We start from the raw sequence: 12668 nt of genomic DNA, 5'->3' as shown, positions 1-12668 counted from the left end.
TAGTATATGTTGTAATACCGCTATTAAATTTTACATTATCATACTTCCACAAATACCCAAACTTATAATCACATAAGCAGCCGCTAATATAAAAAACACTTTAGCTGCTTTTTTGTTATTTTTCAATAAAATGAAACCAATAATAGCTAATAAAATGGCAGGACCAAACATTATAGTTATAACTAAGTAAAGTATGGCATCGTAATTTGGTTCTAAAAGGATCATCATAACTTGCTAAAAACTTAAAGGCCGATTAATAGGGTTCCGCAAATACCTAACCCAATAATGATATAAGCAGTGGCAATTATAAATAATATTTTTGCGGTTTTTGGTTTATTCTGGCGAATGCTATAACCGATAAGAATCATTATTATTGCTGGGATATTACCAATGATTAAGGCAACTATAATTGCAAATACTAATTCCATTTTATATATTTTTTCTAAGTTCTTCCAAACGCGCTTTTTTATCATCCCTATAAAATAAATTCATCGTTTCAAAAGGGATAATTTTATTGTCTTTATTGACGATGTGTACACACGATTTTTTAATGGCACGCACATCAAAATTATAAGCATCAATAAATTGCATGATAATAATACGAAATAAATTGTCATAACCCAGATTGGGCGCATCAATATTTGGTAAGCAGCACATGATGGATTTTAGATTTTCTTCGGCGACTTCAACAGAATTTCCTGTGCTGAAAAGTTCAATCATTTTTTCTTGAAGTTGCGAATCTTGCTCGTAAATAATGGTATTTTTGCTATTATCCAACAAATCATTTGGGTTGATATAACGTGTTAGCGGAAAAACGTCGCCTCCAAGTTTTAAAGCATACCCCATAACCAAAGCATCAGGATTACAAGGTACAGGCAACAAATCATCGGGATTGAAAATACTGGTTTGTTCTAATATTTTTCGGCGCACTTCAGTAAGTGTCATTCTATCGGTTTCGGGATTAAAATGTTCTAATCTGCCGGCAATTTGAGTAGGCTGAAAGGTAACCCCACGAACACATTTTTGTTGTAAAGCAAAATCTATTATTTTTCCTATCTCATTATCATTTAAGCCTTTTTGAAGTGTTACCACTAAAGTTGTTGAAAGGTTTACGGCGTTCAAATGTTCAAGTGCTTTCATTCGGATGTCACTTAAATTGGCGCCTCGTAATTCTTGCAAAACACGATCTTCAAACGAATCAAACTGTAAATAGATTTCAAAATCGGGGGCGTAGGTTTTTAATTTTTCCGCAAAAGCGCTATCCTTTGCAATTTTTATACCGTTGGTATTCAACATTAAATGGCGAATAGGAAGTGATTTGGCATAATCTAAAATCTCCCAAAACTGTGGGTGAATTGTGGGTTCGCCTCCCGAAATTTGTACCACATCGGGTTCTCTTTCGTTCTTAACAATGGTATCGAGCATTTTTTTAATTTCATCTAACGTACGGTGGCGGCCATAAGTGGGCGAGGAACCTGCGTAACAGGTTGGGCAAGTTAGATTACACCTATCGGTAACCTCTATAACGGTTAGGCAACTGTGTTGCTCGTGGTCTGGGCACAAACCACAATCGTAAGGGCAACCGTAATGTGTTTTTGTATTGAAGGTGTATGGCGTTTCGCTAGGTTTATTGTAGTTACGTATGTTTTTGTAGTACTCAATATCATCGGCAATTAATACTTTGCTATGGCCATGTTCGTTACAGCGTTTTAGCATATAAACGTTACCATCTTCAAACACTATTTTGGCGTCAACCCGCTTTAAACAGTCTGGACACAAACTTAAAGTAAAATCGTAATAGGTATATTTTCTAGTTGGCATTTTTAAGTTTTTGAAAGATGAATTTATAATAATAAAGCCAACAAATTATGCATAATATTTGGATGCTACTTAAACCAAATACATAAAAGATATTGGGTTTTAAAAATTCTATAAAAAAGCGAAATCCGAAATACAGTAGCATAAAACATTTGAAGCGTTCGCCATTTTCTAAGCTGAAGTTATTTTTAATGTATGTTAAGCTGAAAAACAGCAGTACCAAAAACACCAATTCGTAAAGCGATGTTGGGTGGCGCAATACACCATCTCCTAAATCCATTCCGAAGATTGAATGTGTCTCATTGCCATATGTAAACTCATTAACACCCGATAGGAAACAGCCAATTCGACCAATAAAAATGCCCAGAATAATAGGAAAGACGAACAAATCGCCAGAAGAATTTGACTCACCAATGATCTTTTTAGCCAATTCCACACCAAGCAATCCACCAAACAAACCGCCCATAATGGTTTTGGTGTTTAATAGTTGGATGATGTTTTCTTTTGAAAATTCAATCATCGGGTTTTCTAAAAACCCAACCAATCGAGAACCAATTAAAGCGCCAATGGCAGCGCCAAGAATAATGGAAAGACGATTCATTGAAGGAATAGAATCCACATGTCTTTTTCTCAAAAAAACATAATACCTATAGGCTACAAAGAAAGCCAAGTATTCTAAAACCAAGTGGCTATTAATATGATAACCAAAAATTAAGGGTTCAAAAGGAATCTTCAAAAAAAGTAATGGATTAGAGTTTGATTATGATGAAGATACACAATTACTCAAAAAACACTAATTTTACACCAAATTTTTTGATGTGGTAAAAATAGACAACATACAGCTTCCCGATTTCCCCTTGCTTCTTGCGCCTATGGAAGATGTAAGTGACCCACCATTCCGTGCTTTGTGTAAAGAACAAGGTGCCGATGTGGTGTACACCGAGTTTGTGTCGAGCGAAGGTTTAATTCGTAATGCTGCCAAAAGCGTTATGAAGTTGGATATTTATGAAAAGGAACGGCCTGTCGGCATTCAAATATTTGGAGCCAATTTAGAAAGCATGCTCCAAACCATTGATATTGTTGAAAAATCCCAACCAGACATCATCGATATTAATTTTGGGTGTCCCGTAAAAAAAGTAGTGAGCAAAGGTGCGGGCGCAGGCATTTTAAAAGATGTTTGCTTGATGGAACAACTTACTAAGGAAATGGTAAAACGCACCAACATACCCATAACCGTAAAAACCCGTTTGGGCTGGGACCACGATTCCATAAAAATTCTTGAGGTGGCTGAAAGATTGCAAGATGTCGGCTGCAAAGCCATAGCCATACATGGGCGCACCCGTGCCCAAATGTACAAAGGTCATGCCGATTGGAGACCCATTGCCGAAGTAAAGAACAATCCACGCATGCACATACCCGTATTTGGAAATGGTGATGTTGACACCCCAGAAAAAGCTATGGAAATGCGCGATAGTTACGGACTTGATGGTGCCATGATAGGGCGTGCCAGTATTGGCAATCCGTGGTTTTTTAAACAAGTAAAGCACTATTTTAAAACAGGCGAACACTTAACGCCCATTTCCATTGAAGAACGTGTTGAGGCAGCCCGTCGTCATTTGCAAATGGCTATCGATTGGAAAGGCGAAACCTTGGGCGTTTTTGAAACCCGTCGCCATTATACCAATTACTTTAAAAACATTCCGCATTTTAAAGAATTAAGAACCAAAATGGTCACCAGCGACCAATCTGAAGATGTGTTTGCAGCCTTTGATGAGGTATTGGAACAATTTGCCAATTATCAATTTACAGAATAATTTTTTTGCATGGGCAAATGGCAAGCCACCGCGCTATCCATTACTAGTTTTGGCTCGATGCGTGCCTCGCCAAAAGCTATCCACTACTATCGCTTTTGCGGGCAACCCAATGAACATCGATTTATTTCTAAGGTGCTTGTAAAACGAGATGGATTTTTGCGAGAAGGATGGAAGCGGCATCCATTTTTGCCAATAAAAGCAAAAAAGATATAGCGGACAGCCTGTTTGCCATTTTTTTATGGCAACTCGCCCAAATTAATGTGTTTCTTCCACCAAAGATTTTGTAATGCGTACCGATGCTATTTTTGAAGCAATAATACCCAAAATCGAAATGGTTATAAACACAATAAATAAATTTTCAATTTTAATGTTTACGGGGTAAGCCAGCGACGGGGTTATCATAACCAACGAAAATGTTTTTTGAATAAAAACGATTAGTAAACCTAAGATCAATCCAGATGAAGCCCCTAAAAGAGTCATTACGGAACCATGTATAAAGAAAATTTTTCGTATTTTATTTATAGGCAACCCTAAATTAAAAAGGGTGTTTAATGATAGCTTTTTTTCTAGCACCATCATAATAAGAGAGCCTAAAATATTAAAAATCAATAGAGTTGATACTAGGGTTAATAAGAGATAGACAAAAAGGTTTTCGGTGTTAAGCATTTTATATAGGGCATCGTTTAATTGCGCTCTGTTTTTTATAACCACTTTATTGCCCAAGATGGCTTGAATATGTTCTTTTGCAAGGGCTTCGTCTATGCCTTCCTTAAGTTTAAACTCTATGGCACTTATTTGGTTGGGTTCGTAATTTAAGAGGTTTTGAGCCAAATCTATAGGAGCATACACATAGGTGTCGTTTAGTTTTTCATTAATAAAAAACACACCAACATTAATAACGTTAATACTGTTAAACGCATTTTTTGTGGAGGTTATTTGTCCTTTTCCTGGTTTTGGAACATAAACGTTTATGGGGTTGACGTAATCTAAAATACCTAACGATAAACTGTTTGCAATACCCCAACCAACCATGATTTGTTGTGATTTTGGTTCTATCCAATTGCCGTGTTCTATAACGGTATCAAAACTAACGACTTGTTCAAAATGTTCGTCAACACCTTTAATAGTGGCAATGGTATTCTTATCTTGGGAGGATATAATAACACGCTCTTCAACAATTTTGGCATATTGGGCAATGTCACTTAACTTATTAAGCTTACTTACATCATCATTGGTTAAAATAAACGATTTTCCTTTTGCCGTTTCAGCTTTCAAATCAGGATCTATAATGCTAGAAAACTGTAGTGTGAAATCTTTTAAACCCGAAAAGCCAGAAAGTACAATAAATAAGGAAGCAGAACCTAAAATAACACCAATTACGGCTATAATGGTAATAAAATTAATAGCATTGTTACTGCTTTTTGAGCGTAAATAACGTTTTGCTATATATAAGGGGACATTCAATTTATAATTAAGATTTTTTCCTTTTGTCTAAAATAGAGGGGTCTTTAATGGGGTTTTCCTGCCCTTTTAAAGATTTGTCGATTTGGTCGATATACTCTAAAGAATCGTCTATAAAAAACTCTAAATTAGGCATACGGCGTAACTGGTTTTTAGTGCGTTGCGCCAATTCGTGTCTAATTAACGGTGTGTTTGACTTGATTCCCACCAACAATTCCTTTGCTTTATCGTTAGGAAAAATACTTAAATATACTTTAGCAACCGATAAATCGACCGTTACTTTAACTTTAGACACCGATATTAATATACCATGTAAGCCGCCTTGTGTAGCGGCACCTTGTAGCACTTCAACTAAATCGCGTTGTAAAACCGATCCTATTTTTTTTTGTCTTTGACTTTCCTCTACGTTACTCATTTTAATACCTATTAAAGGTTTAGAATACAAAAATAGCGGTTATTTAAAGATTATCTTGCTTTTAGGTTTACAAAATTTGTATCTTACTATAAAGAATTGGTAAATGAATAAAATTGAACATATAGGAATAGCCGTTAAAAACTTAGACGAAGCTAATGAATTGTATGCCAAACTATTTGGTAAACTATGTTATAAAACTGAAGTTGTGGAAAGCGAAGGCGTTAAAACATCGTTTTTTATGATGGGGAATAATAAAATAGAACTCTTGGAAGCCACAAATGATGACAGCCCTATAGCGAAGTTTATTAATAAAAGAGGAGAAGGCATCCATCACATTGCTTTTGATGTCGATGATATTGAAGCTGAAATAAAAAGATTGACCCAAGAAGGTTTTGTGGTTTTAAACGACATACCCAAAAAAGGAGCTGATAATAAGCGCGTTGTTTTTCTGCATCCCAAGACTACGCATGGTGTTCTTATAGAGTTGTGTCAAGAAATTAGTTTAAAAGAATAATTTTCTTGTAGAGTTTTAAAATTAGTATTAAATTCGCAGCCAATTTCGGTGTGATGCTGTTTTAAGATGGTAAAATATACGAAATCGGTCCTATAGCTCAGTTGGTTAGAGCACCTGACTCATAATCAGGTGGTCCCTGGTTCGAGCCCAGGTGGGACCACTAGAAAAATCAAGGCTTCACAGAGTTTTAACTCTTTGAAGCCTTTTTATTTGCAAACAGCATGGAATTTTTTTTTAACAGGATTATTTTTTATTATAATTCGTTTACTTTTTTCTCTTAGATGGAGGTGTGTTGAGATTCTATTCCATAAACAGTAATAATAGTCCTGTAATGTTCTTTATGGGATATAGTGTGACCCCGTTGTTTAGCTGATTTTATGAAGGTATCCATAAATATTAGTGCTCTCGATACAAGTTTTTGGATTGCCGTAATATTTAATACCCCCTTTTTTAAATTTCTTTTCTGTACTATATTTATATATATTTGCTACGATAATAAAAAATGAGGGATTATTTTTTTCATATCAGATAGGTACTTTTTTTAGAATAGTATCGTTTTAAATAGTAAAACAATTGTGTTTCGTCGGACATTTTTAACGCTTTACAGGTGTTTTTAATGCTGTATTTTGTGTAGTTATTTTGTTCGCCCAGTTTTTTTTATAACTTGTATCCAATGATAATACAAAACAAAAGAATAGTTGTCTCAATCTTATTTGTATTAATAAGTTTTGTATGCGCTGCTCAAACTGGAGATGATCCACCACCACCAGGACCACCATCTGGCTATGGTTTACCTATAGATGGCGGTGTGCTATTAGGTGTTTGTGTTGGCTTGTTCTATGGTGTTAAAAAACTATTGTTTAAAAACAATAATAGTTAGTTTAACGCTCTAAGCTCTAAAAGTCTAGAGACATATTTTCCTAAAACATCAAATTCCAAATTAACAATGGTGCCTTTCTTAAAGGTGTTAAAGTTTGTATGATTATAGGTATAAGGTATAATGGCAACGCTAAAACTGTCTTTTTTTGAGTTTACAACCGTTAAACTTGTGCCGTTTATGGTTATCGAGCCTTTTTCAATGGTAATATTATTAAGCGAATCATCATAATCAAAAGAAAATACCCAACTACCATTAGCTTCTTCAACATGGGTACAAACAGCAGTTTGGTCAACATGCCCCTGCACAATATGCCCATCGAGCCTGTCACCTAGTTTCATGGCGCGTTCTAAATTTATTTGGTCACCAATTTTAAGAGTGCTTAAATTGGTTTTGTTTAGGGTTTCCTTTATGGCGGTAACAGTATATTCATTACTATTAATGGCAACAACCGTTAAACAAATACCGTTATGTGCGACACTTTGGTCTATTTTTAATTCGGGGGTAATCGTACTTTTAACTGTGATGTGAAGGTTGTCTAATTCTGTTTTTAAATTGGAAACAGTCCCAATATCTTCAATTATTCCGGTAAACATAATATTGTTTGTTTATTTAACTAAATTTGCGATTCCAAATGAATATCAAAATTACAAACAAAACTTGTCATTCTTAATGAAGAAATCGGAAAATATAGTAGTTGGCATATCAATAGGTGACTTAAATGGCATTGGTGGAGAAATTGTTTTAAAAACGTTTGAAGACTCTAGGATGCTAGAGTTCTGTACGCCTGTAATTTTTGCTTCGGCAAAAGTCATGAATTTTTTCAAAACACATTTTAATTCAGAAATCAATTTTAACAGCATTAACAATTTAAATCAACTCATTTTTGGAAAGGTTAATGTGTTTAATTGCTGGAATGAACCTGTAAATATTGAGTTTGGTAAAGAAGATGTTAAAATAGGAGCGTATGCCATTAAGTCTTTACAAATGGCGACAAAAGCACTTAAAGACGGTCAAATAGATGTTTTGGTTACTGCGCCTATAAATAAACACAATATACAGTCCGAAGCATTTAAATTTCCTGGACATACCGATTATCTGGCCCAACAGTTAGAAGGCGAAAGCCTTATGTTTATGGTAACCGACACATTAAGAATAGGATTGTTAACAGACCATGTGCCTGTAAAAGATATTGTAGGGCATCTATCTAAAGCTTTAATCATTAAAAAAATAAATGCAGTTTACAATTCACTTTTAAAAGACTTTAATATAATTAGACCTAAAATAGCCGTTTTGGGCATTAATCCACATACTGGCGATAATGGCGTTATTGGTAACGAAGACGATACTATTTTAAGACCAACGCTTCAAAAAATTAAAGAAGAAGGTAAATTAGTATTTGGACCTTATGCTGCCGATAGTTTTTTTGGATCCAATAATTACAAAAATTTTGATGCCATTGTAGCCACCTATCATGATCAGGGTTTAATACCTTTTAAAACACTGTCTTTTGGTCAAGGCGTTAATTTTACTGCGGGGTTGAATAAAATTAGAACCTCTCCAGACCATGGAACAGCTTACGAAATTGCAGGAAAAGGGGTAGCAGACGAGAACTCGTTTAAGGAAGCTGTTTTTGCCGCGATTCAAATATTTAAAAATAGATTTGATTATGAGAAGCTTACGTCAAATCCCTTGAAAAAATCAAATCAAAAGATGTAAACAAAAAAATGTTTATAAGTAATGTTGCTTAAATAAAAATTTATATATTTGCAGGCTCAAAATAGATGTGAGAATGAAGCCATTAAAAGAGTTTACAATCCCATTTGTGGGATTAAAGATTGGAAAGCATCATTTTGAGTATAAAATTGAGAAAACGTTCTTTGAATATTTTGAGTATGAAGAGTTTAATGATGTAAATGTTAACGTAGATCTTGTATTAGATAAGAAAACAACATTATTGGAATTAAACTTTAAAATTTCAGGATTTGTAAATGTTAATTGCGATTTAACAAACGAACCTTTCGATCAACCCATAAAAAATGAGTTCGATTTAGTGGTAAAGTTTGGAGATGAATACAATGATGAGTTTGTAGATATTCTTATTGTACCTCACGGTACATACGAAATTAACATTCAACAATATATTTACGAGTTAATTGTACTTTCGGTACCATTAAAACGTATACATCCTGGAGTTAAAGACGGAACTTTAGACTCCGATATACTTAAAAAACTAGAAGAATTAAGCCCGAAGCTTAAGGAAGAAAAAGAAACTGAAGAGGAAACCGATCCTCGTTGGAATACATTAAAGAAACTATTAACGGATAAATAAACATAAAAAATGGCACATCCTAAGAGAAAAATCTCAAAAACAAGAAGAGATAAAAGAAGAACACATTACAAAGCAACTGCGCCACAGATTGCTACTTGCCCAACAACTGGTGAAGCACATTTATACCACAGAGCTCACTGGCACGAAGGAAAATTATATTACAGAGGTCAAGTGTTAATTGATAACTCTGAAGCTGTAGAAAACGTAGCATAAATTGTATGCACGCATATAATAAAACGCTCACATGTGAGCGTTTTTTTTATGATATGCTTTTTCTAAAGGACAAAAACACGTAATTTGCACAATGTTTCGTCAAATTTTAGTAGTTTTCGCAACATTTTGAGCGTTTTTGTTCAATTTTAATGATTTTTTGATCAATTTAACTATAAAGTTATGGGAAAAATCTCAGCAGCAATAACCGCTGTTGGTGCTTATGTGCCAGAATACGTATTAACTAATCAAATTCTTGAAACATTGGTTGATACTAATGATGAATGGATAACTTCTAGAACAGGAATAAAAGAGCGTCGAATTCTTAAAGACGAGGGAAAAGGAACTTCTTATTTAGCTATTAAAGCAGCACAAGACCTTATTAATAAAAAAGGCATAGACCCTAAAACGATTGAACTTGTTATTGTTGCAACGGCAACTCCAGATATGAAAGCGGCCTCAACAGCTTCTTTTACGGCTACCGAAATAGGTGCGGTAAATGCATTTTCATTCGATATGGATGCTGCATGTTCTAGTTTTTTATATGGGATGTCTGTAGCAGCTAGTTATATTGAATCTGGGCGTTACAAAAATGTATTGTTAATTGGAGCCGATAAAATGTCTTCAATTATTAATTATAAAGACCGAGCCACTTGTATTATTTTTGGTGATGGAGCAGGTGCCGTTTTATTCGAACCGAATGAAGAAGGTTTAGGGCTTCAGGATGAATATCTAAGAAGTGACGGAACAGGTAGGGAGTTTTTACAGGCTACCTATGGAGGTTCTTCATTTCCAATAACCCCAGAAGCCATAGAAAAAGGGGGACAGTATGCTTTTCAAGAAGGGAAAACAGTATTTAAAAACGCGGTATTCAACATGGCAGATGCCACTGTTAAAATATTAGAGCGTAATAATTTAACAAAAAAAGATGTTGATTGGTTGGCAGCGCATCAAGCAAATAAGCGTATTATTGACGCTACCGCACAACGCATCGAATTGGAAGAAGAGAAAGTTATGATTAATATTCACAAATATGGTAATACGACATCTGCTACGTTACCATTACTATTAAGTGACTATGAATCACAACTTAAAAAAGGAGATAATATAATTTTTGCCGCTTTTGGAGGCGGATTTAATTGGGGTGCCATTTATTTAAAATGGGCATATAATTCAGTAAACTAACCATTAACTAATTAGTAAGATTATGGATATTAAAGAAATTCAAAACTTAATCAAATTTGTTGCCAAATCTGGGGCAAGCGAGGTTAAACTAGAAATGGATGATATTAAAATCACCATAAAAACAGGATCAGATTCCGAAACAACAGCAGTGCATTATGCGCCTGTAGCGGCTCAAATGCCACAAATGGCAGTGCCTGTTGCTGAAGCAAAACCAACTGCGGAACCTTCTGCGTCTGTCGCTCCAGCAGCAGAGGACTCAAAATATATCACTATAAAATCGCCAATTATTGGAACTTTTTATAGAAAACCATCTCCAGATAAGCCTTTATTTGTAGAGGTTGGACAAACCATTGCCGAAGGTGATGTGCTTTGTATTATAGAAGCAATGAAACTTTTCAACGAAATCGAATCTGAAGTTTCAGGTAAAATAGTTAAAATATTAGTTGACGATTCTTCACCTGTAGAATTCGACCAACCATTATTTTTAGTAGATCCATCTTAATTAATTCAGAATTCAGAATTCTGAATTCATAATTTTTATAAAATTATGTTTAAAAAAGTATTGATTGCCAATAGAGGGGAAATAGCATTGCGTGTTATTAGAACCTGTAAAGAAATGGGCATAAAAACAGTTGCTGTTTATTCTACAGCCGATGCAGAAAGTTTGCACGTTAAATTTGCAGACGAAGCCGTTTGTATAGGACCTCCATCTAGTAGTTTATCTTATTTAAAAATATCCAATATTATTGCGGCTGCCGAAATTACTAATGCAGACGCTATTCATCCTGGTTATGGTTTTTTATCTGAAAATGCTAAGTTTTCAAAAATTTGTGAAGAACACGGTATAAAATTTATTGGTGCTTCTCCAGAAATGATTGACAGGATGGGAGACAAAGCCAATGCAAAATCTACTATGATTGCTGCAGGCGTACCTTGTGTTCCAGGAAGCGAAGGGGTTATAAAGTCATTTGAAGAATGTGAAAAAATAGCCAAAAAAACGGGCTATCCAGTAATGCTTAAAGCTTCTGCCGGTGGTGGTGGGAAAGGCATGCGTGCCGTTTGGAAACCAGAAAACTTAAAAGACGCTTGGGATTCCGCTCGTCAAGAAAGTAAAGCTGCTTTTGGAAATGACGATATGTACATGGAAAAACTTATTGAAGAGCCAAGACATATTGAAATTCAAATTGTAGGAGATTCTACTGGAAGGGCATGTCATTTATCAGAAAGAGATTGTTCTATCCAACGTCGCCATCAAAAACTAACCGAAGAAACACCTTCACCATTTATGACCGATGAACTTCGTGAAAAAATGGGAAAAGCAGCAGTTAAGGCAGCAGAGTATATTAAATACGAAGGTGCAGGAACCATCGAGTTTTTAGTAGATAAACACCGTAATTTCTACTTTATGGAGATGAATACGCGTATTCAGGTAGAACACCCAATTACAGAGCAAGTTATCGATTTCGATTTAATTCGTGAACAAATACTTGTGGCTGCAGGAGTGCCAATTTCTGGTAAAAATTATTTACCAAAATTACATTCTATCGAGTGTCGTATTAATGCCGAAGACCCGTTTAACGGTTTCCGTCCATCACCAGGAACCATCACAACGTTACATGCCCCAGGAGGCCATGGTGTGCGTTTAGATACTCACGTGTATGCAGGTTATACCATCCCGCCAAATTACGATTCTATGATTGCCAAGTTAATCACAACGGCACAAACCAGAGAAGAAGCCATCAATAAAATGAAGCGTGCTTTAGATGAATTCGTAATAGAAGGTATAAAAACCACCATTCCGTTCCATAGACAATTAATGGATCATCCAGATTATTTAGCTGGAAATTATACCACTAAATTTATGGAAGATTTTGTTATAGAAAAACAAGTTGAAGAATAAATAGTAAAGACTCCGAAAGCAATTTCGGAGTTTTTTATGGTGTTCTTTTTTTTTTAAGTTACAAAGTTACAAAGTTACAAAGGTTCAAAGTTGCAAAGTTAAATAGTTTCAAAGCTGATTCGAAAAACCCAACACCCAACAC

General features: G+C 35.0%; 16 protein-coding genes and 1 tRNA gene. 10 read left to right on the top strand and 7 right to left on the bottom strand.

Annotated elements, in window-relative coordinates:
* Window positions 1-30: 30 nt before the first annotated feature.
* The 4 genes from ACGLWY_RS09270 to ACGLWY_RS09255 are packed head-to-tail and all read right to left on the bottom strand — an operon-like array spanning window position 31 to window position 2554.
* Window positions 31-228 carry a hypothetical protein gene (locus tag ACGLWY_RS09270; protein WP_396619397.1) on the bottom strand — a complete coding sequence of 66 codons (198 nt, stop codon included), beginning with the start codon at window positions 226-228 and terminating at the stop codon, window positions 31-33.
* Window positions 229-242: 14 nt separating this feature from the next.
* Entirely contained in the window at window positions 243-428 is a 186-nt protein-coding gene (locus tag ACGLWY_RS09265) for a hypothetical protein (protein ID WP_396619396.1), read from the bottom strand.
* Between the two features lies 1 nt (window position 429).
* A complete protein-coding gene (locus tag ACGLWY_RS09260) occupies window positions 430-1821 on the bottom strand; it encodes a radical SAM protein (RefSeq protein WP_396619395.1) in 1392 nt (463 codons plus the stop codon).
* Window positions 1811-2554 carry a prolipoprotein diacylglyceryl transferase gene (locus ACGLWY_RS09255; protein WP_396619394.1) on the bottom strand — a complete coding sequence of 248 codons (744 nt, stop codon included), beginning with the start codon at window positions 2552-2554 and terminating at the stop codon, window positions 1811-1813. The genes ACGLWY_RS09260 and ACGLWY_RS09255 overlap by 11 nt, the downstream gene beginning before the upstream one ends.
* Window positions 2555-2636: 82 nt before the next feature.
* Between ACGLWY_RS09255 and dusB the strand changes: the two genes are divergently transcribed.
* Window positions 2637-3632: a tRNA dihydrouridine synthase DusB gene (gene dusB, locus ACGLWY_RS09250; protein WP_396619393.1), complete on the top strand. Its 996-nt coding sequence runs from the start codon at window positions 2637-2639 to the stop codon at window positions 3630-3632.
* 255 nt (window positions 3633-3887) lie between these two features.
* Here dusB and ACGLWY_RS09245 read toward each other — a convergent pair whose 3' ends face one another.
* Window positions 3888-5096: an ABC transporter permease gene (locus ACGLWY_RS09245; RefSeq protein ID WP_396619392.1), complete on the bottom strand. Its 1209-nt coding sequence runs from the start codon at window positions 5094-5096 to the stop codon at window positions 3888-3890.
* Between the two features lie 7 nt (window positions 5097-5103).
* Complete coding sequence (gene rbfA, locus ACGLWY_RS09240; protein ID WP_396619391.1) at window positions 5104-5508, bottom strand: 30S ribosome-binding factor RbfA; 405 nt, start codon at window positions 5506-5508, stop codon at window positions 5104-5106.
* Between the two features lie 103 nt (window positions 5509-5611).
* On the opposite strand from rbfA, the gene mce reads away from it, so the two are divergent.
* The 3 genes from mce (at window position 5612) to ACGLWY_RS09225 (ending at window position 6902) form a co-directional block, all read left to right on the top strand.
* Window positions 5612-6022 (top strand): methylmalonyl-CoA epimerase, encoded by a 411-nt coding sequence (gene mce / locus ACGLWY_RS09235; RefSeq protein WP_396619390.1) that lies wholly within the window; start codon window positions 5612-5614, stop codon window positions 6020-6022.
* Window positions 6023-6108: 86 nt separating this feature from the next.
* Window positions 6109-6182 (top strand) — tRNA-Ile (locus ACGLWY_RS09230).
* 513 nt (window positions 6183-6695) lie between these two features.
* Window positions 6696-6902, top strand: a complete 207-nt coding sequence (locus tag ACGLWY_RS09225; RefSeq protein WP_396619389.1) for a PID-CTERM protein-sorting domain-containing protein — start codon at window positions 6696-6698, stop codon at window positions 6900-6902.
* Here the strand turns inward: ACGLWY_RS09225 and ACGLWY_RS09220 are convergent.
* Window positions 6899-7495, bottom strand: a complete 597-nt coding sequence (locus tag ACGLWY_RS09220; protein WP_396619388.1) for a riboflavin synthase — start codon at window positions 7493-7495, stop codon at window positions 6899-6901. The two genes, ACGLWY_RS09225 and ACGLWY_RS09220, sit on opposite strands and share 4 nt — an antisense overlap.
* A gap of 76 nt (window positions 7496-7571) precedes the next feature.
* Between ACGLWY_RS09220 and pdxA the strand changes: the two genes are divergently transcribed.
* The 6 genes from pdxA (at window position 7572) to accC (ending at window position 12526) form a co-directional block, all read left to right on the top strand.
* The gene (pdxA, locus tag ACGLWY_RS09215; RefSeq protein ID WP_396619387.1) at window positions 7572-8618 is read left to right on the top strand and encodes a 4-hydroxythreonine-4-phosphate dehydrogenase PdxA; all 1047 of its coding nucleotides are present in this window, start codon (window positions 7572-7574) and stop codon (window positions 8616-8618) included.
* A gap of 73 nt (window positions 8619-8691) precedes the next feature.
* The gene (locus tag ACGLWY_RS09210; protein ID WP_396619386.1) at window positions 8692-9231 is read left to right on the top strand and encodes a YceD family protein; all 540 of its coding nucleotides are present in this window, start codon (window positions 8692-8694) and stop codon (window positions 9229-9231) included.
* Window positions 9232-9240: 9 nt separating this feature from the next.
* Window positions 9241-9444, top strand: a complete 204-nt coding sequence (gene rpmF / locus ACGLWY_RS09205; protein WP_069829108.1) for a 50S ribosomal protein L32 — start codon at window positions 9241-9243, stop codon at window positions 9442-9444.
* A gap of 180 nt (window positions 9445-9624) precedes the next feature.
* Complete coding sequence (locus ACGLWY_RS09200) at window positions 9625-10626, top strand: beta-ketoacyl-ACP synthase III (RefSeq protein WP_396619385.1); 1002 nt, start codon at window positions 9625-9627, stop codon at window positions 10624-10626.
* 22 nt (window positions 10627-10648) lie between these two features.
* The gene (accB, locus tag ACGLWY_RS09195) at window positions 10649-11128 is read left to right on the top strand and encodes an acetyl-CoA carboxylase biotin carboxyl carrier protein (RefSeq protein WP_396619384.1); all 480 of its coding nucleotides are present in this window, start codon (window positions 10649-10651) and stop codon (window positions 11126-11128) included.
* Window positions 11129-11173: 45 nt separating this feature from the next.
* Window positions 11174-12526 carry an acetyl-CoA carboxylase biotin carboxylase subunit gene (gene accC / locus ACGLWY_RS09190; RefSeq protein ID WP_396619383.1) on the top strand — a complete coding sequence of 451 codons (1353 nt, stop codon included), beginning with the start codon at window positions 11174-11176 and terminating at the stop codon, window positions 12524-12526.
* The last annotated feature ends 142 nt before the right edge of the window (window positions 12527-12668 follow it).

The sequence above is a fragment of the Mariniflexile sp. HMF6888 genome (genome assembly GCF_044335535.1).
Lineage (GTDB): Bacteria > Bacteroidota > Bacteroidia > Flavobacteriales > Flavobacteriaceae > Mariniflexile.
The sequence above is the reverse complement of the archived record's forward strand: the minus strand, read 5'-3'. Positions and strand labels throughout refer to the sequence as shown.

What these genes read in the sequence shown, in the direction of transcription:
- ACGLWY_RS09260 (WP_396619395.1), bottom strand. Translation starts at nt 1,821, where the DNA reads ATGCCAACTAGAAAATATACCTATTACGATTTTACTTTAAGTTTGTGT.
- ACGLWY_RS09265 (WP_396619396.1), bottom strand. Translation starts at nt 428, where the DNA reads ATGGAATTAGTATTTGCAATTATAGTTGCCTTAATCATTGGTAATATC.
- accB (WP_396619384.1), top strand. Translation starts at nt 10,649, where the DNA reads ATGGATATTAAAGAAATTCAAAACTTAATCAAATTTGTTGCCAAATCT.
- ACGLWY_RS09225 (WP_396619389.1), top strand. Translation starts at nt 6,696, where the DNA reads ATGATAATACAAAACAAAAGAATAGTTGTCTCAATCTTATTTGTATTA.
- ACGLWY_RS09210 (WP_396619386.1), top strand. Translation starts at nt 8,692, where the DNA reads ATGAAGCCATTAAAAGAGTTTACAATCCCATTTGTGGGATTAAAGATT.
- ACGLWY_RS09270 (WP_396619397.1), bottom strand. Translation starts at nt 228, where the DNA reads ATGATGATCCTTTTAGAACCAAATTACGATGCCATACTTTACTTAGTT.
- ACGLWY_RS09200 (WP_396619385.1), top strand. Translation starts at nt 9,625, where the DNA reads ATGGGAAAAATCTCAGCAGCAATAACCGCTGTTGGTGCTTATGTGCCA.
- accC (WP_396619383.1), top strand. Translation starts at nt 11,174, where the DNA reads ATGTTTAAAAAAGTATTGATTGCCAATAGAGGGGAAATAGCATTGCGT.
- ACGLWY_RS09220 (WP_396619388.1), bottom strand. Translation starts at nt 7,495, where the DNA reads ATGTTTACCGGAATAATTGAAGATATTGGGACTGTTTCCAATTTAAAA.
- pdxA (WP_396619387.1), top strand. Translation starts at nt 7,572, where the DNA reads ATGAAGAAATCGGAAAATATAGTAGTTGGCATATCAATAGGTGACTTA.
- rbfA (WP_396619391.1), bottom strand. Translation starts at nt 5,508, where the DNA reads ATGAGTAACGTAGAGGAAAGTCAAAGACAAAAAAAAATAGGATCGGTT.
- rpmF (WP_069829108.1), top strand. Translation starts at nt 9,241, where the DNA reads ATGGCACATCCTAAGAGAAAAATCTCAAAAACAAGAAGAGATAAAAGA.
- mce (WP_396619390.1), top strand. Translation starts at nt 5,612, where the DNA reads ATGAATAAAATTGAACATATAGGAATAGCCGTTAAAAACTTAGACGAA.